Below are 24,431 nucleotides of genomic sequence, written 5' to 3' on the forward strand. Positions count from 1 at the left end.
CCCCTCATGACACTCTGTGGACCAACGCGGGCCCGGGCTCAATCCGGAGGCTCGATCGGCACCTCACCGCTGCCCGGTACGCCGTCGACCTCCTCGGTGCCGTGCGGGCCGATGTCGCGGTTGGGCGCACTCGGCACGTCGGTCTTCGGCTGCGTCGTACGGAGGTCTTCCAGGTCTTCGTCCTCGTCTTGCCCGAAGGTCTTTTTGCTTTCCCTCATGACTCCGGGGTACCCGCTCGCGGCGCGAAGCGCCAGTCGGTCAGGCGGCTTTCGCCGGTTTGCCGTCGAGGGTGACCAGTCCGTCGAGCAGGCCCAGCAGCAGGCCGTCCCTGGTCGACCACGGGCAGATGGCGACCTGGCCGCCGGAAAGCGTCAGCAGCGCCTCGGCGACGATCGCGCCTGCCAGCGCCTGGTGCGAGCGCTGCCGCGAGATGCCCGGCAGTTCGGCGCGGCGTTTCGCCGGTAGCTTCGACAGCCGCGGGATCCACGCGCGGAGGTCGTCGAGGTGCAGTTCCCGCGCGCGTGACGGCCGGTCGCCTGCCAGCCGCGCGAGTTGCCGCAGCACCTTGGAGCAGCCGACGGCGCGGTGGTCGCGGATCTCCGGCAGTACGTCCTGCATCGCGTCGCGGACCTCGTCGAGGACGTGGTCCCGCACGGCACGGACAACCTTGGGCGAGGGACATTCGGTGGCAAACCAGTCCCGGGTCAGCGACCGGGCGCCGAGCGGAAGCGAATGCGCGAACCCGGCCTCCTCGGCGGTACCCGCGGCGAGTTCGACGGTCCCGCCGCCGATGTCGAGTACGAGCAGCCCGCCCGCGGAGGCGCCGTACCACCGGCGTGCGCCGACGTAGGCCAGTTCGGCCTCACGGCGCCCGGTGAGGAATCGCAACTTGACTCCGGTGGCCTTCGCGACGTCGCAGACGACCTGCTTCACGTTGGCCGCGTCGCGGATCGAGGATGTCGCAAGCGGATACACGTTCTCCACACCGTGCTTGGCCGCTGTCGTCATCCCGGCCTCGACGGCGGAGGAGACCGCGTCGATGCCGCGGCTGCTCAGGTTCCCGTCGTCGTCGAGTTCCCGGTCCAGCCGCAGGCGCGTCTGGTGGCTCAGCACGGGATCGAGCGGCGAGCCGCCCTTGGCCAGAACCACCAGCCGCGCGCTGAACGACCCGACGTCCAGGACCGCGGCGGACGGGTCCCCGATCTGCTTGCGCACGCGAGGCACCTCACCTTCGTCGCGAACGTATTCCCCCGAGGTTTCCGTTTCACTCCTGATAATGGCCGATTTGCCTGCCATTCAGGTGTGCTTTACGTTCTCTTTCCACCCAAATGGCGCTTTTTGACCACATCGACGCAGGTCGAGGATACCGTACCGATACAGGTGAGAGGTTCGACTCCCTCCGAGCGTCGAAACCTTCGGACGCCCTAGCCGGCGAGTTCGCGCAACTTCGACACCTGTGCGACGCGTGCCTCGCGCCCCGGGAGCAGCGGATTGACCACCAGCGTGGTCGCCCCGGCCGCGCGGAACGCGGCCAGCCGCTCCTTGACGTAGCCCTCGGGGCCGACCAGCGAGATCGCCCGGATCAGCTCTTTCGGCACCGCCGCCGCGGCCTCGTCCTTCTTGCCGTCGAGATAAAGGTCCTGGATGACTTTGGCTTCGGCCTCGTAGCCGTAGCGTTGCGCGAGACTGTTGTAGAAGTTCTTGCCACGCGCGCCCATTCCGCCGATGTACAGCGCCAGGTAGCCGCGCAGGTGGTCGAGCAGCCCGTCGACGTCGTCGCCGATCGCCAGCGCGGTCCCGACGAAGGTGTCCAATTCGCCCAGCGCCGGGTCACGTTTCGCCTTGCCCTCGGCCAGCGACGCGCCCCAGACGTCGGCGGCCTTCTCCGGGTGGAAGAAGATCGGCTCCCAGCCCTCGGCGAGTTCGGCGGTGAGCGCGACGTTCTTCGGGCCGATCGAGGCCAGCAGGATCGGGATCCGCTCGCGCACCGGGTGGTTGATCAGCTTGAGTGGTTTGCCGAGGCCGGTGCCCTGCTCGGGCGGCAGCGGGATCGTGTAATGCGTGCCGGAGTGCACGACCTTCTCCCGCCGCCACACCTGACGGCAGATGTCGATGATCTCGCGGGTCCTGCCGAGCGGCGCGTCGTACTTGACCCCGTGGAAACCCTCGATGACCTGCGGGCCGGACGCGCCGATGCCGAGGGTGAACCGGCCGTCGGAGACGAAGTCGAGGCCGGCGGCGGTCATCGCGGTCAGCGTCGGCGTACGCGTGTAGATCTGGAAGATACCGGAGGCGATCTGGACCCGTTCGGTCTTCGCCGCGACGTAGCCGAGCTGGCTGACCGCGTCGAAGGAGTAGGCTTCGGGGACGAAGACGATGTCCAGGCCCGCCTTCTCCAGCTCGACGATGTCCGCCACGCTCTCGGCGAAACCACCGGCGTAGTTGATCGCGGTCCCGATCCTCATCCGCATCTCCTCACAAGTTACTGAGCGGTTGCTTAGCGATAGTATGCCCGGTGCAACGTCGCCGCGAACTCAAGGACGATGCCACCGTCCTCATGCATCCGCCGTGCGCCCGCCAGAAACCTGCGATGGAACTCCTCGCCGCGCTCCGGCGGCAGCGCCGGGATCATTTCGGCCAGGCCGCGCGGCATCAGCCAGTCCCAGAGTGCGTCCGGACCGGACAGCGGTTTGGGTGCCTCGACGGTTTCCCTCACCACGTCCTCGAAACCGGCCTCGGCGAGCAGGGCGTCGAGCTGGTCGTACGTCATCGGACCGGACTGTTCGGACTGCGGCTCAGCGGCCACGCCGGGAGCGAAGAACTCCAGGCTCAGGTCCTGAAACCACGCCAGACGGCCGACCGACTGCCGTTCGAGCGACAGCGCGACCGTGCCTCCCGGAGCCAGTACCCGCCGGAATTCGGTCAGCGCGGACGGCGGGTCGTCGAGCACCTGCAGCACGAAACCGGCGGTGACCACATCGAACGACCCGTCCGCGAACTCCATCCGATAGAGGTCTCCCTCGCTCGCGGAGATCTCGGGATGCTCTTCGGCCAGCCGCCGCATCATCAGCGGTGACGCGTCGATGGCGGTGACGGCACAGCCCTTGGCCAGCGCCGCGCGCGCGACCGCCCCGCGCCCGGCCCCGACGTCCAAAAGCCGGGCGCCGGGGGCCGGGTTCGCGAAGGTGACGAGGTCCCTTCCCACGTCGGCGACGTAGAAGAAGATGTCCTCGTAGCGGTCCACGAGCTGGTCGTACTTCGCCTTCGCCTGCGCGGTAGTCACCATCGGGCGAGGGTATTTACGGTCTCCGGCACCGAGATACCGCTATTTGTGTGCGGACACCCACGCCTTGACGACGTCGTCCAGCACTCGCAGCGGAAGGATGCCGTTGCCCAGCACGACCTCGTGGAAGCCCTTGATGTCGAACCGGTCGCCGAGCGCGGCTTCGGCCTCGGCGCGGATCCGCTCGATCTCCAGGCGGCCCACCATGTACGACAGCGCCTGCGCGGGAACGGCGGCGTAGCGGTCGATCTCTGCCTCGATCTCCACCCGCGCCATCGGCGTGTTCTCGGCGAGGTAGTCCACCGCCCGCTGACGGCTCCAGCCGAGCGCGTGCATCCCGGTGTCGACGACCAGCCGCCCGGCCCGCATCGAGTCCTGCGTGAGCATGCCGAACCGGGTCAGGTCGCTGGAGTACAGGCCCATCTCGTCGGCGAGGCGCTCCGAGTAGAGACCCCAGCCTTCGACGTAGGCGTTGACGTCGGCGTGGCTGCGCAGCATCGGCAGCCCCTTGAGGTGATGCGCGACGCAGATCTGGAAATGGTGTCCCGGAACGGCCTCGTGGAAGGCGATCGCCTCGCTGGTGTGCTTCGGGCGCTGCTCCGCCTCGTACGTGTTCGCGTAGTAAGTGCCCGGCCGGGAGCCGTCGAGCGAGGCCTCCATGTAGTACGCGAGCGTGCCGCCGGGTGCCTCGGCGGGCGGCACCGGCTCGACCTGGCACCGCTCTTCGGGGATGGTCGAGAACCAGTGCGGGGCGACGGTTTCGGCACGGGCGATGGCGTCACGAGCGGCGTCCAGCAGTTCGTCGCCGTCGCGCCAGCGCAGCTCCGGATCGGTGCGGAGCCGCTCGAAGATCTCGTCGAGATCCTTGGTACCGAAGATCTTCTCGCCAAGATCACGGTACTGGTCTGCCAGTTTCCCGATCATGTCAAGCCCGGTGTCGTGCAGGTCCCGCGCGGTGCGTTCGGTGGAGGTGTGCGCCCGGATCAGCGCGGCGTACTTCTCCTGCCCGCCGGGAAGCGCGCACAATCCCGGCTCTTCCTCGGGCTTCGCCAGCGGACGCAGCTCGGTGGCGAGGAAGTCGCGGTACCGCGTGTAGGCGGGCCGGACCACTTCGGCCAGCAGCCTGTCCCGTTCGGCTTCGTAGCCTTCCACGGAGACGGACGCGGTGAGCGCCAGCGGGTCACCCGCCTCGTCACCGAGATACCGCTCCACGTAAGCGATCCCACCTTCGACGAGGAAGTCCGCCGGCACCAGCCCTTCGGCCGCCGCCGCGCGCTGACGCACGATCAGGGCGTCCAAATAGGACCCGAAGCCGCCAAGCCGCTTCAGGTAACCCCGGACCTTCTCCTCGTCGGTCAGCGTCAGCATCGAGAGTTCGTTCAGGATGAACAACGCGGGCGAGGCGAGCCCGTCGCTGACCGAGAACTCCGCCGCCCTGGCGTCGACCACGTCGATTATCGCCTTCGCCTGCTGGATCACGACCTCGCGGGTGACCGCCTCGGCGGCGGAAAGTCCTTCTACGCCAAGGGCTTCGGCCCGTTCGGCGATGGCGGCCGCCGACGCGCGTTGAGCGGCCGCGGCCGCCGCGCTCGGGTCGGGCAGCGCACCGTGGTCACCCGGCAGCCCGAGCAGGGACCGCCACAGCGGGAACTCCTCGAACTTCAGTGCCATCAGCTCTTCGGCGAGGCCGTTCGGGGTATCCCCGTGACCGGCGACCCAGTCGCGGACCACGCCGTCGAGCACCGACAGCGGCAGCGATCCCCCGCACAGCACGACGTCGTGGAAGGCCTTGATGTCGAACCGGCTGCCCAGCGTCAGTTCCGCCTCCGCGCGGATGCGCTGGATCTCCAGCCGTCCCACCATGTACGACAGCGCCTGGCCGGGGAAGGCGATGTACCGGTCCACTTCGGACTCGATCTCGACCGGCGCCATGGGCGTGTTCTCGGCGAGGAAGTCGATGGCCTGGCGTCGGCTCCAGCCCAGCGCGTGCAGGCCGGTGTCGACGACGAGGCGTCCGGCGCGCATCGAATCCATGGTGAGCATGCCGAGTTTCGAGACGTCGTCGGAGTACAGCCCCATCTCGTCGGCGAGGCGCTCAGTGTAGAGCCCCCAGCCCTCGGCGTACGCGGTGAAGTCGCCGACGCGGCGCAGCAGCGGGAGTTCGGTGAGGCTCTGGGCGAGGCTCAGCTGGAAGTGGTGGCCGGGGATGACCTCGTGGAACGCCGTCGCCTCGGCGGCGTGCCGGAAGCGCTCCTCCGCCTTGTGGGTGTTGGCGAAGTAGATCCCTGGCCGGGAACCGTCGATCGCGGCCCACATGTAGTACCCGGCGGGGGCGCCGGGCGCGGACTCGGCGGGGACCGGTTCGACCGTCCACGGCTGCGGTGGGATCCGGCCGAACCACTTCGGTGCCTCGGCTTCGGCCCTGGTGATGGCCGCGCGGGCGGAATCGAGCAGTTCGTCGGCACTGGACCAGCGCAGTGCCGGGTCGGTGCGGAGTTTGGCGAAGATCTCGGCGAGGTCGGTGGTACCGAAGACACGCGAGCCGTACTCGCGGTACTCGCCGTCGAGGTTCGCGATCACGTCGAGGCCGGTCTGGTGCAGCTCACGCGGGGTGCGGTCGGTGGTGGTGTGCATTTCGGCGAGCAGGGCGTAGATGCGCTCGCCGTCGGGCAGCCAGCAGACGCCGGGCTTGTCCTCCGGACGGCCGGACGGCGCGATCTCTTTCGCGAGCACCTCGCGGTACTCGGCGATCGACGGCCGGACGACGTCGCGCAGCAGGTCGGCGCGGCGGGTCTCGAAGTCGTCGTCGGGCGCGGGCTGGCGCAGCAGCGGGTCGGCCGACGGATCGGAGAGGTACCGGTCGAGATACGCGACGGTGGCGTCGACCAGAAAGGCGACCGGGACCAGGCCGCGGGCGACGCCGTCGCGATGGCGCCGCGCGGCCTGCCGCAGGTATTCCGGGATCGCGGCGATCCGCCCGAGGTGCGCCTCCGCCTGCGCGGCCGTCTCGACCGACATCATCGGCAGCACGGTGAGCACCTCGGCGGCCGGCGAGATGAACAGGTCGCTGATGGTGAACTCGACGAACCGCGAGTCGAGCAGTGCGATCCTCGCCCGCGCCGTCGCGATCAGGACGTCGCGCGTGGTCTTCTCCTCCGCGTCCAGCCCGGCGGTGTCGATGGCCTCCGCCCGCTCGGCGAGGCCCGCGAGCTTCGCGCGGAAGACGTCTCCCGCGGCCTCGCTGAGATCGGAGAGCCCGGTCGATTCCGGACGGAAGCCCTGCAAAGCGGGCATGACCGGATCGGCGTCGAAGAGGGCTTCGACGAACTCGTCGGCGAGGGCGGAGACTTCGCTCATGTTCTTCCCCAGGGGATCGGTGGACTCGCGGTAACCTCGACCCTAATGGAGATCACCTCCTACCGAAGCCGGGATTTACGGCACGCGGGCGGCCTTCGCACGGCGCCGGGGGTGAGGCGGTAGCGTTTCCGGACGTGGCCGTGACCGATCCCGTGGATACCCGCCTGCTCGCCGCCCTCGCGGAGATGGGCAAGGCGGCCGTGCACGAACTCGCGGCCAAGGTCGGCATGGACCCACGCGAGGTCGCGTACCGCCTGGTCGCGCTGTCCGGCAGCGGGTTGCCGCTGCTCGTGGGTGTGGAGAGCGATCCGAACGGCCTACGGGCCGCCATCGCGAGCTCGCCCCCTTCGTGGGCGCAACAGCCACAGCAGCAACAGTCTCAGCAGCGTCCGCCGGGTCAGGGGTCCGGGCCGTACAACGTGCAAGGCACCCCTTCAGGGCCGTACAACGTCCAGGGGACGCCTTCGGGCCCGTACAACGTCCACGGCACGCCCTCGGGTCGTTATCCCGGCCCGCCGTCCGCTCCGGTCCGTCAGCCGATGGCACCACCTCAGCAGCGTCCGCCCGGCCCTCCGCCGCAGCAGCAGTTCGCACCGCCACCCGCCGACCCGGTGATGAGCACCTGGGGCGTCCCGCAGACCGCGTCCTGGGCCCGCGGCGACGAGCAGCAGGTCACGCCGCGGCAGGTGCCGGAGGGCAAGAAGGGCAAGACCGGTGACGTCATGGAGACCCAGGGCCTGGAGGGCGAACAACTCGCCGTCCAGCTGCTCGAGGTCCAGGACCCGGCGGACTACCTGTTCAGCGCCGCGGGTTACTCGCTGGAGGCGGGTGAACGGTCGGTCGTGGTGCACACCGAGATCACCAACCGCGGGAACATCCCGTTCGTCTCACTGCCGGACAACTACCTCGAACTGATCACCGCGGACGGCAAACCGGTCACCAAGGCACCCGTCTCGCTCACCTCGCGGCCGCCGCACAAGATCGGCGTCCGGCCAGGGGAGACACTGGGCGGCCACACCGTCTACGTCCTGCCGGACGCCACCCGGGTGGTCTCCGTGCGCTGGTCACCCCGGCCGGAACCCGACGAGCGCACGATCACCTGGTCGATTGACGACTGACCGCGTCCAGTCCTCTGGTCGCGGTCAGTTCTCGTCCTGCAGGACGCGCAGCGCGGTGGCGAGGTCGTCCGGGTACTCGGACTCGAACTCGACCCAGCGGCCGTCGGCCGGATGCGCGAACCCGAGGGTCTTCGCGTGCAGCCACTGCCGGGAAAGGCCGAGCTTGCGCGCCAGCACCGGGTCGGCGCCGTAAGTCAGGTCACCGACGCACGGATGCTTGAGCGCCGAGAAGTGCACGCGGATCTGGTGCGTGCGGCCGGTCTCCAGTTTGATCTGGGCCAGCGAAGCGGCGCGGAAGGCCTCGACGACCTCGTAATGCGTGACGCTCGGCCGCCCGCCCTGGACGACGGCGAACTTGTAGTCGTGCCGGGGGTGCCGGTCGATCGGCGCGTCGATGGTGCCGCGCGTCGGATCGGGGTGGCCCTGGACGATGGCGTGGTAACCCTTGTCGACGGTGCGTTCCTTGAACGCCCGCTTCAGCACGGTGTACGCGTGCTCGCTCTTGGCCACGACCATCACGCCGGTGGTGCCCGCGTCCAGCCGGTGCACGACGCCCTGCCGTTCGGCGGCACCGGAGGTGGCGATCCGCAGCCCGGAGGCGGCGAGACCGGCGACCACCGTCGGCCCGTTCCAGCCGGGGCTCGGGTGCACGGCGACACCGACCGGCTTCGAAATCACCACGATGTCGTCGTCGTCGTGCAGGATCCGCATGCCTTCGACGGGCTCGGCGATGACCTCGATGGGCGAGGCCGGGTCGGGCAGCGTCACTTCGAGCAGCCCACCGGCGGCGAGCCGGTCGGACTTCCCGGCTGGCCTGCCGTCGAGCAGGATCTCGCCGGATTCGGCCAGTTCCGCCACGACCGTGCGGGAAAGTCCCAGCAGTTTCGCCAGTCCCGCGTCGACGCGCATGCCGTCGAGCCCGTCGGGAACGGGCAACATCCGCGCACTCATTCGCTTGCCGCCTTCTTCTTGTCCTTTGTAGACTTTCCGTCGTAGTCCTTGCCCATCAAGGAAAGGACCACGATGAGCACGCCACCGACGCAGATCGCGGCGTCGGCGACGTTGAAGATCGCCCAGCCCTTGCCGTTGGGGGCGAAGGCGGAGATCATGTCGACGACGTGACCCCGCAGCGGACCGGGCGCGCGGAAGAGCCGGTCGGTCAGGTTGCCGAGCGCGCCTGCCAGCACCAGGCCGAGGCCGATCGCCCAGCCGACCGAGCGCAGCCGCCGCGAAAGCCAGCTGATGGCGACCACGACCGCGGCCGCGACCAGTGCGAGCACCCAGGTCAGCCCGGTCGCCATGGAGAAGGCGGCACCGGGGTTGCGCACCAGCTGGAAGTACACGAGCCCGCCGAGGAACTCGACCGGCTCCTTGCCCGCCAGCGTCGACACGGCGATCTGCTTGGTGAGGATGTCGATCCCCCACAGCACCGCGGCGACGACGAACACCACGCCGACACGCTTCTTCGGCGGCGACGGCGCGGGTGGCGCGGTCTCGGGCTCTGTGCTCACTCCCCCATTGTCCACGGAGCGTGTTCAGGTCCCCTCGGCGGCCGTCTTCGGCCTGCTCAGCAGCACCGCGAACGCCCCGGCGAGCACGACGAGCGACGACAGCACCAGCGCGAGCTGTCCTTGGGCGAGAACGACCGCGCAAAGCACGTAGGCCGCGGCCACGATCAGCACCAGCACGCTGCGGTCCAGCCAGGCGAGCAGAACGAGGCCCAAGGTCAGCAGGACCGCGCTCCGGGTGTCCCCGTCCATGTCGAGTTCCCAGTAGCCGACCAGATCCGCCAGCACGACGGCGACCAGGCCACCGAGTGCGATCGCGGCGACCTTCCACCACGGCATGGCGTTCTCGGCCCGCCTCGCCTTGACGGCGTAGAAGACCACGGTGCAGGCGTAGACCACGAGCACGGCGAACAGCCAGCCGTCGTTCCTAGCCAGGCCGGAGAACGACATGTCCAGCGCGGCCACGGACTCGCGGCTCATCTCCATACCGCGAAGGGATCCGTAACTGCCGCCGGGTTCGAGCAGGTCTCCGGTCCCGTACCCGCTCAGGTACTGCGGCACGGGCGCGTAGGCGAACCACCCTTCGGACCGGCTCGGCCCGACGGACAAGGCCACCACCGCCAGCTGGGCGAATCCCAGCAACGCCAGCGGAAACCAGTAACGCGGTCGCTCGTTCCCCATGCGGGGTGAGGATAGTGGGTCAGGCGCAGAACGGGGGAAGCTCCCGCGGATCCCCTTCCGGAACCCAGCGGCCTTCGGGCTTCTCGTACTGCCAGCGGGCGCCGCGGGCGACGATCTGGCGCAGTGCCAGCACCACCCGGTCGACGTGCTCGGCGGTGCTGCCGAGGCCGAGGCTGACCCGGACGGCCTGCTGGCCCGCCGAACCGGCGGCCGCGATCAGCCGTTTGGTCGCGACATGCGCGCAGAACGCGCCGTCCCGCACACCGATGCCGTATTCCGCGGACAGGACCGCCGCGAGCCAGCCGGGCTCGAAGCCGTCGACGATGAAGCTCAGCGTGCCGACCCGGTCCACCGGCGCGTCGAACAACCGCAGTTCGGCGAAACCGGGGATGCCGGCGAGACCGCGACGCAGCCGTGCGAGCAGTTCGTCCTCATGGGCGACGATCGCGTCCCAGTTTTCGGCCAGCGTCTCGCAGGCGACACCGAGGGCGTAGACACCGACAGTGTTGGGGGAACCGGCTTCGTGCCGCTCGGCTCCGGCGTTCCAGACGACGCCGAAGTCTTCGGAGTCGCGGGTGACGAGTTTCGTGGCGCCACCACCGGCGAGGTACGGCTGGGCGGCACGCAGCCAGTCGGCGCGGCCGATCAGCGCACCGGCACCGAAAGGCGCGTACAACTTGTGGCCGGAGAGCGCGATGTAGTCGACGTCCAGTTTGCGCACGGAGATCTTGCGGTGCGGCGCCAGCTGCGCGGCGTCGAGTGCGATCCGGGCGCCGTGGCGGCGCGCGACGGCGGCGATCTCCTTGACCGGCAACAGTTCCCCGGTCACGTTGGACGCGCCGGTGATGACGACCAGCCGCGGCCCTTGCGGGCAGTCGGCGAGCGCTTCGTCCACAGCGGACACTGCCGCGAGCCGCGTGCGCGGGGTCTGGATCCGGCGCACATTCGGACCCTTCCACGGCAGCAAAGCGGCGTGGTGATCGGTGTCGAACACGACGACGGAAGTGTGCTTCGGCAGGCTGCGTGCCAGGAGGTTGAAGGAATCGGTGGTGTTGCGGGTGAACACGACGGTGTCGGTCGATCGCGCGTCGACGAAGTTCCGCAGGATTCCCCGCGTGCGCTCGTAAAGCTTGGTGGAGACCTGCGAAGCGAACCCTGCACCGCGGTGCACGCTGGCGTACCAGGGAAGGAACTCGTCGACCGCGTCACGCACCTTGTCCAGACAGGGCGCGCTCGCCGCGTGGTCGAGGTTGGCGTATCCGATGTCGCCGCCGGTGACCAGCGGGACCCGCAGCCCGGCACCGGCGACCGTCGGGATTTCGTGTGTGGCAACAGTTGCCGCCGCGGTTTCCCCGTCAGTGGCGGGGGTGCTGGTGCGTTCGAGAGCGAGTGTCATCGTCATCCTCCGGGCCAGGGGACCCCGACGAGGATCCCGCGCTTGCCCGTCGCACCGCGCGACGAGCCTGGTCCTCACCCGGGGCACCCCACCGCGGAAGGAGGGTTGCCGGTCAGCTAGCCGGGGCTTGACGCTGACACTCGTGACCTAAAGACGAAGTTAGCGGATGTCCGGGCGATCAAGCCACCCCTTGCCCGCATGTTGAGACGCCGCTCACGCCTTCCGCAAGCGAAGAGAACCCGCGTTCAGTCCTCTGGTTGCGGTAGTTGTACGTGCAAGTACCGCAACTAGAGGACTAAACGCGGGAGGTCAGAAGTCGCGCGAGTCACCGACGCGAGAGGTCCCGTTGTCCGGGTGGATGCTTGCCGAGTGAACCGGCTGCCCGGTCTCGAACGGCACGCCGAACGCCGGGAACCCGCCGGCGGCGGCCGCCACCGGCGCCGAGAAGATCACCCCGACGAGGACGGTCGCCACCCCCAGGCCAGCGAACCGCATAGGAAATTTCGTCACCCTATGTACCCCTTAACCCGCAACGCTCACCCATTCGAGGGAATCGATTACTGGCAAAGTAATCCAAAAGGAGCACAAAGGGGAAGAAGTTTCTGAGATCAACCGACGAACAGCTGGTGCCCGTTCGTGCCTACTGGCCGGATTCACCCTTCCACCTGGCGAGGCGACCGGCCCGGTCGACGGCTCGCAGGCGTCGTTCGGCCGCGTCGCGCGCGTCGGAGGTGGTCACGACGAGTAGCTGGTCGCGTTCCTGGAGCCGGGTGTTCTTGCTGGGGGTGAAGCCGGTGCCGTCGCGGACGAGAAGACTGATCGTCGCCCCGACCGGCAGCCGCAGTTCGGCCAGGTAGACGCCGTGCATCTTCGATCCGGAGTTGATGCGGACCTGCAGCAGTTCGGCGCCCATCTCGTCGAGCGGGGCGGAGTCGACGTCGATCTCGTGTGCTTCCGAGCCCTGCGCCAGCCCGAGGACTTTCGCGAGCGGGGTCAGCGTCGCCCCTTGGAGCAGGGTCAGCACGATGACCAGCACGAATACCGCGTCGACCAGTTCCTGCGCGCCTGGCACCCCGGACGAAAGCGGGATCAGCGCGAGCACGATCGGCACGGCCCCGCGTAGCCCGGCCCAGGACAGGAACACCTGATCTCGCCAGGGGACCTTGAACGGGAGGGCCGAGAGCACCACCGAAAGAGGACGGGCGAGCAGCAGCACGACGGCACCCGCGACCAGGCCCTGAACCAGGCTTTCGAAGATCCGGCCCGGCGAGGCGAACAGGCCGAGCAGCACGAACAGGCCGATCTGCGCGAGCCAGCCGAGCCCCTCGGCGAAGGAAAGCGTGTCCGATCGATGCGGCAGCTTCGAATTCCCCAGCACCAGGGCCGCGACATAGGTGGCGAGCAGTCCGGAGGCGTGTGCCAGCTGCCCGCTCGAATACGCCACGACGCAGACGGCGACCGTGGCCAGCGGGTAGAGACCGGTGGCCGGGAGCGCCGCCCGCCGCAGCGCCTGCGCGCCGATCCAGCCGAAGGCCAGTCCGATCACCAGTCCGGCGGCGAGTTCGTAGACCACGAGCAGCGGCAGCGACCAGTCGACGGTCGTGCCCTCGGCGAGTACGACGACGGCGATGTAGGCGGGGGCGTCGTTGATCCCCGACTCGATCTCCAGCGCGCCGACGAGCCGTTTCCCGACACCCGCCGATCTCAGTACCGAGAACACCGCGGCGGCGTCGGTCGACGCGAGTACCGCGCCCCACAGCAACGCCATCCGCCAATCGAGGCCCAGCAACCAGTGCAGTGCGGCGCCGGTGACCGCGATACTCACCGCGACGGCCACTGTGGACAGTGCGATTCCGATGCCCAGTGAGGGTTTGACGGCCGCCCAGCGAGTGGTGAGGCCACCTTCGGACAGGATCATCACCAGCGCGGCGAGGCCGAGCGACTGGGTGAGCCCGGGGTTGTCGTACTGGATGCCGAACCCGGCTTCCCCGAGCAGGACGCCGATGCCCAGGTAGAGCAGCAGCGAGGGAAGGCCGACCCTGATCGACACCCGGACGGCGATCACGGCGACGAGGAGCACCGCGCCACCGGTACCCAGGACGAGCGGGAGCTGCTCCATGTCGCCTCCCGTCCGGTCGCCGTGAGGGCTCCAGAATAGTGAGGCGGTCAGCGTCACTCGACGGTGTACCGGTCGAAAACCGTCCGGATAGCCTGTGTTACAGATTGTCCTTTACGGACTCCGCAGTGCCACGAGGTCGACACCCAGTTCCGCGAACGGTTCTTCCGCCGCGGGCAGGACTTTCACCGCGCGGTTACCCTCACGGGACAACCAGCCGGCACGCACTCCGTGAGACAGTAACGCCGCCGGGACACGGCCGGCCAGATGATCACGGCGGACCGTCCAATCCAGACAGTCGCGCAGCATCGGACGGCGGCTGCCGGCGATCTCCACCCCGAGCGACCCGAGCACCTCGCGGCCGCGGCCGGTCAGCGTGAGGCCGTCGGCCTCGTCGATCAGCCCGGCGCCGAGCATCCCGTCCCGCAACGCGACCCCGACCGTCCCGGCGAGGTGGTCGTAACAGGTCCGGGCGAATTCGAGCCGCTTCACCCGGACCGACGAGCGCAACCCCTTCACCGGGCGATGTTCGGCGTGCTGCGCCAGATGCTCGATCAGCTCCGCCACCCGGGGATCGGCGATCCGGACGTAGCTGTGCCGCCCTTGCTTGACCCTTACGACGAACCCGGCTCCGGTCAGCTTCGACACGTGCTCGCTGGCCGTCGAAGCGGCGACTTCGGCCGCCCCGGCCAATTCGGTCACCGTCCACGCCCGCCCGTCGAGCAGCGCGAGGCACATCGACGCGCGGCTCGGATCGGCGAGCACGGCCGCGACCTCGGCCAAGGCGATCGTTTCCATGCGCTCACCGTAGAAGACCGACGGTTCGGCCGTCGCCGAAATATCAGCCTGCCAGGAACTTCGCCGCCAGCTGCACCGCGGGTTTGGAGTCGTTGGAGCCTTCGAGCAGGACCGCGAACGCGACGTCTCCGCGATAGCCGACGAACCAGCCGTTGGCGTCGGCGCCGGAGCCGAACTGCGCCGTCCCGGTCTTGCCGAAGACGGCGCCGCTGCTCTTCAACGCCTTCGCCGTCCCCGTCGTGCAGACCTCACGCATCATCGCCCGGACCTGGCCGAGCACGCCGGCGGGCGGGGCCCGGTAGCCGGTGTTGACCGTCGTCTCCACGCCCTGCCACAGCTTCGGGACCACCGGTTTCCCGGCCGCGACCGTGGCCGCCATCAACGCCGCGCCGAGCGGGCTGACCTGCACCTTCCCCTGTCCGATACCGGCCTCGACCTGCTCGTCCCCACTGCTCGACGGCTCGACCTTGCCGGTCTCGGTCGCCAGCCCCGGGATCTCGAAATCGGCGTTGAGACCGAACTGGGTCGCGGCCTTCGCCAGACCGTCCTTGGGCAGTGCTCCCGCGAGCCGCCCGAAGGTCGTGTTGCACGACGCGGCGAAAGCCGTCTTCAGCGAGACCGTCCCCAGGTCGAACCCGTTCTCGTTCTTGAGGGTGCGGGTCCCGATCTGCTCGCTGCCGGGGCAGGCCACCTGCGAGTCGGCGGTGACCCCGCCCTGCTGCAACGCCGCGGTCGCCGTGGCGATCTTGAACGCCGAACCAGGCGCGTAGAGGCCGCTGAGCGCCTTCGGCTGGGTCCCGGCGGTGCTGTTCTGCGCGACCGCCAAGAGCTCGCCATTGGTCTTCATCGCGAGAATGATCGCCGAGCCCTGATAGCCGTCGACGGCCTTCTGCGCGGCGCTCTGGCTCGCCACGCTCAAGGTCGAGACCAGCGGTTTGCCGGTCTCCTCGGCCTGGCCGAAGAGCGTCTCGACCGGCTTGCCGGAGGCGTCGACCCGCGACACCGTGACGGTGGCCGGGGTCCCGGTGCCGCCTTGCTCACTCGCGACCTTGCTCAGTGCGCCCTGCAAAATCGGCGCGACACCCGCGGCGTCTCCGCCGACCAGGGCCTTGCCGTCGCGGTCGGCCACGACCGGCTGGGCCGAGACGGGGGCGACGGACAGGTGCTGACCGGCTTCGAGCTTCGGGTGAAGCACCGACGGCGCCCAGTGAACCACCCATTTCCCGGCATTACGGACCAGGTCCAGCTTGCCTTCGTACTTCCAGACACTGTTCGCGGCGAACGTCCAGGAGGCGTGGAAGGTGGCCGAGGTGGTGGTCGCCTCCCCCGCCGTCGTCGGGACCTCGCCGAGGGTCGCCGTGACCGCCGTGGGATTGAGCGCGCCGCGCGCCGCGGCCAGCGCGGCCCCGGCGGCGGCCGGATCGTCGACCGGCGCGGCGGCCAGGTCACCGGTGTCGAACTGCTTCAGGAACCGGGTGGCGACCTGCGCCGGGCTCTCCTGCGCGGAGGTGCCGGACTCCCCAGGGCCGCCGGTGGCGGCGGGCGCCTCGTCCTCCTTCGCCAGCAGCACCACCGCGGCCACCACGATGGCGACCACCGCCAGCGCGGCGCCGATCAGGATCCCTCGTTTTCGGGCAGGATTCATGGACTCGCACTCCCCCAGTACGGCACGCCTCGCGCGGGCCTCGGGCAAGCCTGCCGATTTCCCCCGCGCAAGGCCTCTTTCGAGCGAGAAAGCGACGTTTCCGAATCCGTTTCGTGATCCTGTGGTCCAGACCGGCCCCGGATGTCATGAAAGGGTCTTTCAAGACGTTTTTCGTCCTGAAAGACCCTTTCATGACATTCTCGGGTCAGGCTTTGGCCACCGCCACGGTCACCTTGGTACCCTCCCCGACCGTCCCGGCCGAGCCGTCGGCGACGTCGCCGTAGGTCACCGAAGTCGCCAGAGTCTCCGAAGCGATGAACTCCTCGTGCGTCTTCGCCGCCGTGACGACGTCTTCCGGCGCGTCAACGGTGAGCGAGATCCGGTCGGCGACGTCGAGACCGGCGTCGCGACGGGCCTGCTGCACGACCCGGACCAGGTCACGGGCCAGCCCTTCGGCCGCCAGTTCGCCGGTGACCTCGGTGTCGAGCAGCACCAGACCCGCGCCACCGGGCAGTTCCGCGGCCGCGCCGCCGCCCTTGGCGACCAGCCGCCGCTCGTACTCGCCCTCGACGAGTTCGATACCGGCGGCCACGACCGCGCCGCTCTCCGACGTCGTCCATTCGCCCGCCTTGACGGCCTTGATCACCGTCTGGACGTCCTTGCCCAGCCGCGGCCCGGCCGCGCGAGCGTTGACCGCGACCTCGAACCCGCCGTGTGAAGCGACGTCCGTGGTCAGCTCGACCGACTTGACGTTCACCTCGTCGCGCAGGATGTCGGTGAACTCACGCAGCGAATCGGCCTCACCGGCGGCGACGACCAGCTTGGCCAGCGGCAGCCGCACCCGCAACTTGTTCGCCTTACGCAGCGAAAGCGCCGAAGACGCGACCTGCCGCACCCGGTCCATCGCCGTCACCAGCGCCGCGTCGGCCGGCAGGTCGAGCGAGTTCGGCCAGTCGGTCAGGTGGACCGAACGGCCACCGGTCAGGCCACGCCAGACGACCTCGCTGGTCAGCGGCAGCAGCGGCGCCACGACCCGCGACGTCACCTCCAGCACGGTGTGCAGAGTGTCGATCGCGTCCTGCTCGCCTGCCCAGAACCGGTCACGCGAACGGCGCACGTACCAGTTCGTCAGCACCTCGAGGAACTCACGGACGCCTACGCAGGCACCGGCGACGTCGTAGGTGTCGAGCGCGTGCTCCACGTCGGTCACCAGTTCATGCGTCTTCGCCAGCACATACCGGTCGAGGACGTGCTTCGAATCCGTGCGCCACTTGCCTTCCACACCCTCGGCGTTCGCATACAGGGCAAGGAAGTAGTACGAGTTCCACAGCGGCAGCACGGCCTGGCGGACGGCGTCGCGGATCCCCTTGTCGGTGACGACCAGGTTCCCGCCGCGCAGGATCGGGCTCGCCATCAGATACCAGCGCATCGCGTCGGAGCCGTCGCGGTCGAAGACCTCGTTGACGTCCGGATAGTTGCGCAGTGACTTGGACATCTTCTGGCCGTCCGAGCCGAGCACGATGCCGTGCGAAACGCAGGCGCGGAACGCGGGCCGGTCGAACAACGCGGTCGCGAGCACGTGCAGCAGGTAGAACCAGCCGCGGGTCTGCCCGATGTACTCGACGATGAAGTCGCTCGGGTAGTGGTGCTCGAACCATTCGGCGTTTTCGAACGGGTAGTGCACCTGCGCGTACGGCATCGAGCCGGAGTCGAACCAGACATCGAGGACGTCCTCGACCCGGCGCATGGTCGACTTCCCGGTCGGGTCGTCCGGGTTGGGCCTGGTCAGCTCGTCGATGAACGGCCGGTGCAGGTTCTCCAGCCGCACGCCGAAGTCACGCTCCAGCTCGTCCAGCGAGCCGTAGACGTCGGTGCGCGGGTACGCGGGGTCGTCCGACTGCCACACCGGGATCGGCGTGCCCCAGTACCGGTTGCGCGAGACCGACCAGTCGCGGGCGTTCTCCAGCCACTTGCCGAACTGGCCGTCCTTGACGTGCTCGGGGTACCAGGTGATCTGCTGGTTCAGCTCGACCATCCGGTCCTTGAACTCGGTCACCGCGACGAACCACGACGAGACCGCGCGGTAGATCAGCGGATTGCGGCAGCGCCAGCAATGCGGGTACGGGTGCTCGTAGGTCTCGTGGCGCAGCAGCACCGCGCCCTGGCGCCCGGCGGAACCGGTGCCGTTCTTGAGATCCTTGATGATGTTCGGGTTCGCGTCGAACACCTGCTGGCCCGCGTAATCCGGCACGGTGGCGTCGAACTTGCCCTGGGAGTCGACCGGGGTGACCGGGACGATGCCCACGGCGTCGGTGACGAGCTTGTCCTCTTCACCGTAAGCCGGTGCGATGTGGACGACACCGGTGCCGTCCTCGGTGGTCACGTAGTCCGCGGAAAGCACGCGGTGCGCGTTCTCGTGCCCGGCGAAGTACGGGAACGGTGGGGCGTAACGGGTTCCGAGCAGCTCGGTACCGGTGTAGTGCCCGACGACAGCCGGCTCCTCGCCGAGCTCGCGGGCGTACGCGGCGACGCGCGCTTCGGCAAGCAGGTAGCGCTTGCCTTCGGACTCCACGACGACATAACGGACGTCGGGATGCACGGCGGTCGCGAGGTTGGACGGCAACGTCCACGGCGTCGTGGTCCAGATCAGCAGGTACGTGCCGTCGAGCTCGTTGTCGTTGCCCTCCATGCGGAAACCGACCGTGACGGCCGGATCCTGACGGCTCGCGTAGACGTCGTCGTCCATGCGGAGCTCGTGGTTGGACAACGGGGTCTCATCGCGCCAGCAGTACGGCAGGACGCGGTAGCCCTCGTAGACGAGGCCCTTGTCCCACAGCCGCTTGAACGCCCAGATCACCGACTCCATGTAGGAGACGTCGAGTGTCTTGTAGTCGTTGTCGAAGTCGACCCAGCGCGCCTGGCGGGTGACGTAGTCCTGCCATTCGCCGGTGTAGCGCAGCACCGACTCGCGGCACGCGTCGTTGAAGACGTCGATGCCCATCTTGTCGATCTCGGCCTTCTCGGTGATCCCGAGCTGGCGCATCGCTTCGAGTTCGGCAGGCAGGCCGTGGGTGTCCCAGCCGAAGCGGCGCTCGACGCGCTTGCCCTTCATGGTCTGGTAACGCGGCACCAGATCCTTCACGTATCCGGTGAGGAGGTGGCCGTAGTGCGGGAGGCCGTTGGCGAACGGCGGGCCGTCGTAGAAGACGTACTCGTTCGAGCCATTGGTCCCGGTTTCGCGGGCGTCGATCGAGGCCTGGAAGGTCCGGTCGGATTCCCAGTACGCGAGGACGCGCTTTTCCGACTCGGGGAACGAAGGCTGGGACGGGACGCCGGTCTCGCCGTCCATCTGTGCCTTGGGATACATCTTCGGTGCTCCTCGCGGTTCGTCTCTCTCGTACGGGCTTTCACCCACACGGGGACGAGACGGCCGTTTCCGGCGCGTTCCGCGGTACCACCCCGCTTGCCCGGCCGGTGGTGTTCCGGCTGGGCCGCTCATTCGACGGCTGTGACGGGCCGTACCCGTCCGGTTCTACTGGGGGCGCTGGGCCCTGTTCTTCCGGAGGCTCCCCGGTGATGCCGGATCGGTGCCTGGTGACTCCAGGGTAGCGCGCGGGCGCAACCGGGTTGTCGGGGTGGGTGGAAATACGGGGCGAGGGCGCCGGGGCCGCGGTTAGGCTGCCGGTGATGGACACCGAAGAACAGTTGTGGCGGCAGATCCGCGTCACCGACCGGATGTGGGAGGGCGCGGGCCAGATCGCCGCACTCGAGAAGGTGCTGCGCCGCGTGGACGCGCTGGGGCTGGAAGCGCATCAGTACGAGGCACGTGTCCGGCTCGCGACCGCGTACGTGCTCGGTGGCGAGCCCGCGAAGGTGTTCGAGCCGCTCTCGTGGTGCCTGGCTGCCGGTGACCTCGATCCGGAACTCGACCTCCGGTACGTGTTCGACTACCTGGCGATCGCGTTCACCGAGGATCACCGTGTCCCGCTCTCGGCCACTCTCGCGGCACTCGACGAGGGCGAACGCCTCTTCGGGCCGATGCCCGACAACCGCCTGATCGTCGCCTGGCACCTCGGCTCCGGTGAGGGCGGCTGGACCTTCTCCCCCGAAAGTTCGCGGTGCGTCAGGTGCGACGCCGGTTTGAAGGTCGACCACCTGGTCCAAGACGGCCGCTTCGCCGACGCCGTCGCACTGTTCGACGGCGAGGGCACCTGTTCCCGGCAGCCGCACGCGATGCTGGCCGCGTTGATGCTCCCGTATGTCCACTTGGGACGGTTCGAGGACGCGGTGGCGGCGTTCCGGCAGTCCTATTCGGCCTTCTGGACCAAGCGGGAGGAACTCGGCACACTCGCCCGGCACGTCGAATTCTGCGTGCGCACCGGAAACCGGGCCGCCGCGCTGAAACTGGTGGACCGGCACGCCGGATGGCGGTCGGCCCCCTCGGCCGAGATGGACTTCCACGCCGCCGCCGCGCTGGTCTCTCCGGAACATGCCGCCGCGGCGCTGGAAATCGCCGCGCGGTTCGACGCCCGGAACGGAAACGCCGCGCAGAGCGACCGGATCCGGGCCCTGATGGCCGCGGAACCGGTGCTGGACAAGCTGGATCTGGGTTCCGCGTTGCTGCCCGGCACCAAGCAGATCGGCTCCACACTCGTGATCTACCCGACGACCGTCGAGGAACTGGCCTCCCGAGCCGAACAAAACGACGACCCGGAAATCGCCGCCGTGCTGTGGGAGCGCTTCGACGAACTCATGCCGATCCCGGAAGGCGAACTGCTCACCCGTCGTCTCGCTGCGGCTGCACCTTCCACGGACCCGCTGATAGCCGACTCCTCCGCGGTCCGCCGCGCCGGCTTCATGCTGAAAACGGGCCAGGATCCCTTGCGGGCTTTGACGCTCGCTCAGGAAGCCGTCAAGCTGTACACGTCGGAGTTCGACTACGTGAACGCCGCCCGCGCCCGGTTGATGGCCGTGTGGATCCTGGCCTTCACCGGAGATCCGGAGGCCGCGCTCAAAGTGAGCGAAGAGTGCTACGCGGTCGGCGGAAACCACGAGGTCCAAGCCGAGATGCTGTACACCCACGGAAAGCTCTCGCAGGCACTCGGCGACCTCGCCGAGACCGAGTTCCGCCTGCTCATGGCCGCCGAGAGCTTCGAATCCGCCGGGAACACGGACGCACTCGGGTGCGTTCGAGCCGATCTCGCGGAAGTCTTCTTGACGCTGGAACGATTCGAGGACGCCGCCGATGCGGCCGAGGAAGCCGTCGCGCTGGATCCGGGTTCGGAGCGGGCGCGGGGACTCTTGGCGCAGGCTTACCGGTTGTGGGCCTAGCGGGATCGGCGAGGAGCCGTTCCTCCTCGGCGAAGAGGTCGGCGTCGGAGTCGGCGGCCGGGGATCTGCGCAGGAAGGCGCGGGGCTTCGGGAGGTAGCAGGTGGCGGCGGGTGGTGGCTGTCGGGTGTGGGACGGGATTCCTGGTTGGCCGAGCAGTCACTGAGGTTCAGGGCATTGGCCGGTAAGCGCATCGAAGCGTGGGTCGGCGTCAAGGTGGCCTTGAGAGAAGATGTCTCCAGCACCAGCCCGCAGTTCGCCGATCCGCCGTCGGACGGGGATCTACCGGTGACGGTCGTGCCAGAATTGCCGCTCGGCCTGATGGAGGAGTGGAGACTTTCGCCGACGAGGGCGACTTGGCCGAAGTTGCCTGCGAATCAACGCACAGCCGCTGTTGCCGCTCGCCGGCGAGCTGGACGAGGGCCACGACGGCACGCCGATCTTCCGACGGCTCGACGAGTTGGTTTTGGCCTTCATCGATCCCGCCGCGGCTGCGCCTACCCGCGGACGTGTAGGGCGTTATACGGTTTCGCATATCGGCCTATGTCCTGAGGTGCATGGTATTGCGCCTCGGAGTTCCGGCGGGGTCGAGGTAGGCGGGTGCGGTGAATTCCGGTAGCCCGTCCTGGGCGATGCGGACCTTCCATTCGCTTTTGTGGATCAGGCGGTGATGGGCCGAGCACAGCAGCACGAGGTTGTCGATCTTCGTTTCGCCGTGGTGGCGCCAAAAGACAATGTGATGAGCCGTGCAACGCGGCACGGGCATGTCGCAGCCAGGGAACGCGCAACCACCGTCGCGGATGGTCAACGCGTACTTCTGGGCCAACGACACGGTGCGCTTCGACCGGCCGATGTCCAGTGGCTCACCGGCCGTGCCCAGAACCCCGGGGCGGACACGGGCATCGCACGCCAGGATCCGGGCATCGGTGGCGCTGATCGGCCCCACCAGATCGAGATGAGCCTGACCGAGGTCCTTGATGAGGTCCTCGTAGGACATGGTCACCAAGATGTGCGTCGACTCGGCAGCTTGGCCGGGAAGGTTCCGACTGGAGGTTTTCAACCGCACATAGTCGGAGAAAGCATCTCCGTAGCGTTCGGCCTGGGTGCGGGAGTCCCGGACACCATCCACGGCTTTATGTGGCTTGGCAAGCGGATCCAGATCGGACTTCAACCGGGCATAGGTTTCCAGATCCACCGTGCCAGTGAGGCCGAGGGTGCCGTCGCGGTGCTCGATGAACCGCATCTCCGGACGCACGTCCTTCGGATCCTCATCCCGCGGCTCCTTGCCATCGGGATCCAACCGGTTCAGCAGACGCCGCCCCGCACGGGCGATCTCAGGAGGAGCAGCGGTGCGGGCCTTGTCGACCAGGTACGCCTCCCCAGCGCGGACGGCCTCCTCCGGCACAAAGGACGGAATCCGGCCCAAGGTACGGATGATCGCGTCGATCTGCCCGCCGCCGATCGCACCCTCCGCGGCGGCCTCAGCGGTCAACGGCGCCAGGGGTGGCACCGTGTCTCCGCCGATGGACACACCGGGATGCAGAGCCAACGCCCGGTCGGCGCGGGCCGAAGCTTCCTCTTTGGACACGAGGAAGTCTTGGAGAATCAACCCTGCCAACGTCGAATGACCAGAACAGCCGCGAATGCCGCGTGCATTCAATTCGGCGAAGATCGCGCACTGCTCCGCATCCGCTTGACGCTTGAGGACTTCGAGTTCCTGCTTGCGGGCATGCAGCGTCGCAGTATCGACTCGCCACCACTCGGTGCGCGTCGGCTGGGGTGTGTTTTCGCTGGCCACAGCCTCAACGATATCCCTGTTCGAACATATGCGCTAGTCCGATTTGCGTAGGGGCCACCGGAGCCGCGTTTCACCCGATGGGGAACAAATGGCCTCGAAACAAACACGCAGAGACAGGGCGGCAGAGCACGTCTCGCAATTCGTGTCACGCGGGAACTGTGACCCGCGGAGCCGATTTCCATTCGTGTCGGATTCACGGCCGTGACGCCGCAAGGAACCCGCCGGGCTTCCCGGTGCTACGGCGAGGCTCGTCAAGGCGCTCTGAGACTCCCTCGAAACCATCCGGGCAGCGACGATCGATTGTGACGAGTCGCGTGTGGACGTTCCGAAAGGACTCCGGAAAGAACTGCGGCGCCTCGAACTGAGCGGCGCGTTTTCGTGGCAGTCACCGCAGTTCCGGCACGCGATCCGCGGTGGCTTCGGGGTGGCGCTGGCGTTGGTGGTGGCGAGCTTCCGGCCCGGCGACCCAGCCGCCTGTCGGCCTGGTCGCCATGCTCGGGTCCTCGCCGGCGCCATCGCGCCGCTGTTCGGCTTCGCCGCGAATTCCGCGTCGCCACCGTCGCGCACCACGGGCTTCTCGCCGCGGTGCCGGGCACGAAGGAACCCGCACCGGAGCAGCGTGACCACCGGAGAGCCAGCGGGGATCCCGAGTGCCAGCGGACGCCGACGAGGAGCAACGGCGGGTGTTCGACATCATCGCCGCCAACGCGGTCGCCGTCGGCGAAGCGGCTCAGTGACTAGGCGCTGGTGGACTTGTCGCGGTGCTGTCCGGCGATCTCGGCGTCGGGGGTGCACAGCCCGCACGGGGTGAACCCGAGCTGACGTGCCTCGCCGATGCCGAGCGGGATGGTGTCCCGGGTTTCGAGCCACGCGCAGGTGGTCACGTGATAGTGCGGGTATTCATCGACGACGACGACCTCGGCTTCGAGGTCGGAGACGATCGCCACATCCGCGGGATCGCTCTTCTCCTCACCCGGGTCGCCGTTGCGCGGCTTCCCCGAAGTCTCTGAAGGCTCTGAAGGCTCTGAAGTCTCCGAAGACGCTGAAGACGCGACGGCCTCGGTGGAGGCGGCTTCGTCTTCGTCACCCAGCTCGCCGGTGGCGGGCATCAGGACGGTCTGCTCGGCGTCCTCGGGTTTCTCGTCGTCGTCCTCGTCGACGTCCGGCTCCTCTTCCAAGGAATCCGAAGAACCCGAGGAGGCGACGGAGGCCGCTTCGGCGGAGCGTTTCTTCCGACGTCGCAGCCAGTCGAAGACGAGCAGCAGCCCGGCGACGATGGAGAGGCCGATCGAGATCCAGGCCCACAGCGAGTTGGCGGTGATGAGCGCCGCGACAAGCAGCCCCAGAGCCGCCAGTACCAGTACCAGTACGATGTAGAGCACGGTGAATTACAACACGACCG

Annotated in this window: 18 protein-coding genes and 1 riboswitch; of the genes, 2 read left to right on the forward strand and 16 right to left on the reverse strand. The window is 68.4% G+C overall.

The features are described 5' to 3' along the window. Positions 1 to 38 precede the first annotated feature (38 nt). The 5 genes from AB0M65_RS11830 to AB0M65_RS11850 all read right to left on the reverse strand — a co-directional run bounded on the left by AB0M65_RS11830 (position 39) and on the right by AB0M65_RS11850 (position 6,640). Positions 39 to 218, reverse strand: coding sequence for a hypothetical protein (locus AB0M65_RS11830; RefSeq protein ID WP_364025343.1), 180 nt, complete (start codon positions 216 to 218; stop codon positions 39 to 41). Positions 219 to 258: 40 nt separating this feature from the next. After that, a complete protein-coding gene (locus AB0M65_RS11835; protein ID WP_364025346.1) occupies positions 259 to 1,215 on the reverse strand; it encodes an exopolyphosphatase in 957 nt (318 codons plus the stop codon). Between the two features lie 209 nt (positions 1,216 to 1,424). Then, positions 1,425 to 2,465 (reverse strand): LLM class F420-dependent oxidoreductase, encoded by a 1,041-nt coding sequence (locus AB0M65_RS11840; protein ID WP_364025349.1) that lies wholly within the window; start codon positions 2,463 to 2,465, stop codon positions 1,425 to 1,427. A 32-nt stretch (positions 2,466 to 2,497) separates the two neighbouring features. Then, a complete protein-coding gene (locus tag AB0M65_RS11845; protein WP_364025352.1) occupies positions 2,498 to 3,286 on the reverse strand; it encodes a methyltransferase domain-containing protein in 789 nt (262 codons plus the stop codon). Positions 3,287 to 3,325: 39 nt separating this feature from the next. Further along, entirely contained in the window at positions 3,326 to 6,640 is a 3,315-nt protein-coding gene (locus AB0M65_RS11850) for a DUF885 domain-containing protein (protein WP_364025355.1), read from the reverse strand. Positions 6,641 to 6,774: 134 nt separating this feature from the next. Between AB0M65_RS11850 and AB0M65_RS11855 the strand changes: the two genes are divergently transcribed. After that, the gene (locus AB0M65_RS11855) at positions 6,775 to 7,758 is read left to right on the forward strand and encodes an AsnC family protein (RefSeq protein WP_364025358.1); all 984 of its coding nucleotides are present in this window, start codon (positions 6,775 to 6,777) and stop codon (positions 7,756 to 7,758) included. A gap of 24 nt (positions 7,759 to 7,782) precedes the next feature. Here the strand turns inward: AB0M65_RS11855 and AB0M65_RS11860 are convergent, their stop codons facing one another. The 9 genes from AB0M65_RS11860 to ileS all read right to left on the reverse strand — a co-directional run bounded on the left by AB0M65_RS11860 (position 7,783) and on the right by ileS (position 19,269). After that, on the reverse strand, positions 7,783 to 8,709 hold the full coding sequence (locus AB0M65_RS11860) for an RluA family pseudouridine synthase (RefSeq protein ID WP_364025360.1): 927 nt from the start codon (positions 8,707 to 8,709) through the stop codon (positions 7,783 to 7,785). Next, positions 8,706 to 9,269, reverse strand: a complete 564-nt coding sequence (lspA, locus tag AB0M65_RS11865) for a signal peptidase II (protein ID WP_364025363.1) — start codon at positions 9,267 to 9,269, stop codon at positions 8,706 to 8,708. The genes AB0M65_RS11860 and lspA overlap by 4 nt, the downstream gene beginning before the upstream one ends. 24 nt (positions 9,270 to 9,293) lie before the next feature. After that, complete coding sequence (locus AB0M65_RS11870) at positions 9,294 to 9,947, reverse strand: hypothetical protein (RefSeq protein WP_364025366.1); 654 nt, start codon at positions 9,945 to 9,947, stop codon at positions 9,294 to 9,296. A 19-nt stretch (positions 9,948 to 9,966) separates the two neighbouring features. Continuing rightward, entirely contained in the window at positions 9,967 to 11,343 is a 1,377-nt protein-coding gene (locus AB0M65_RS11875) for an aminotransferase class V-fold PLP-dependent enzyme (protein WP_364025369.1), read from the reverse strand. 33 nt (positions 11,344 to 11,376) lie between these two features. Then, positions 11,377 to 11,491: riboswitch (SAM riboswitch) on the reverse strand. 161 nt (positions 11,492 to 11,652) lie between these two features. Beyond that, complete coding sequence (locus AB0M65_RS11880) at positions 11,653 to 11,838, reverse strand: hypothetical protein (protein WP_364025371.1); 186 nt, start codon at positions 11,836 to 11,838, stop codon at positions 11,653 to 11,655. 145 nt (positions 11,839 to 11,983) lie between these two features. Further along, a complete protein-coding gene (locus AB0M65_RS11885; protein WP_364025374.1) occupies positions 11,984 to 13,462 on the reverse strand; it encodes a potassium/proton antiporter in 1,479 nt (492 codons plus the stop codon). A gap of 111 nt (positions 13,463 to 13,573) precedes the next feature. Then, positions 13,574 to 14,257 carry a helix-turn-helix domain-containing protein gene (locus AB0M65_RS11890; protein ID WP_364025377.1) on the reverse strand — a complete coding sequence of 228 codons (684 nt, stop codon included), beginning with the start codon at positions 14,255 to 14,257 and terminating at the stop codon, positions 13,574 to 13,576. Between the two features lie 43 nt (positions 14,258 to 14,300). Further along, positions 14,301 to 15,902 (reverse strand): penicillin-binding transpeptidase domain-containing protein, encoded by a 1,602-nt coding sequence (locus AB0M65_RS11895; RefSeq protein WP_364025380.1) that lies wholly within the window; start codon positions 15,900 to 15,902, stop codon positions 14,301 to 14,303. Between the two features lie 205 nt (positions 15,903 to 16,107). Then, on the reverse strand, positions 16,108 to 19,269 hold the full coding sequence (gene ileS / locus AB0M65_RS11900; RefSeq protein WP_364025383.1) for an isoleucine--tRNA ligase: 3,162 nt from the start codon (positions 19,267 to 19,269) through the stop codon (positions 16,108 to 16,110). A gap of 320 nt (positions 19,270 to 19,589) precedes the next feature. Between ileS and AB0M65_RS11905 the strand changes: the two genes are divergently transcribed. Continuing rightward, positions 19,590 to 21,233 carry a hypothetical protein gene (locus AB0M65_RS11905; protein WP_364025385.1) on the forward strand — a complete coding sequence of 548 codons (1,644 nt, stop codon included), beginning with the start codon at positions 19,590 to 19,592 and terminating at the stop codon, positions 21,231 to 21,233. Positions 21,234 to 21,772: 539 nt separating this feature from the next. Here the strand turns inward: AB0M65_RS11905 and AB0M65_RS11910 are convergent. Further along, positions 21,773 to 23,029, reverse strand: coding sequence for a DUF222 domain-containing protein (locus tag AB0M65_RS11910; protein ID WP_364025387.1), 1,257 nt, complete (start codon positions 23,027 to 23,029; stop codon positions 21,773 to 21,775). Positions 23,030 to 23,766: 737 nt separating this feature from the next. Further along, positions 23,767 to 24,411 carry a hypothetical protein gene (locus AB0M65_RS11915; protein ID WP_364025390.1) on the reverse strand — a complete coding sequence of 215 codons (645 nt, stop codon included), beginning with the start codon at positions 24,409 to 24,411 and terminating at the stop codon, positions 23,767 to 23,769. Positions 24,412 to 24,431: the final 20 nt, after the last annotated feature.

Source organism: Amycolatopsis sp. NPDC051071 (assembly GCF_040682875.1).
Lineage (GTDB): Bacteria > Actinomycetota > Actinomycetes > Mycobacteriales > Pseudonocardiaceae > Amycolatopsis.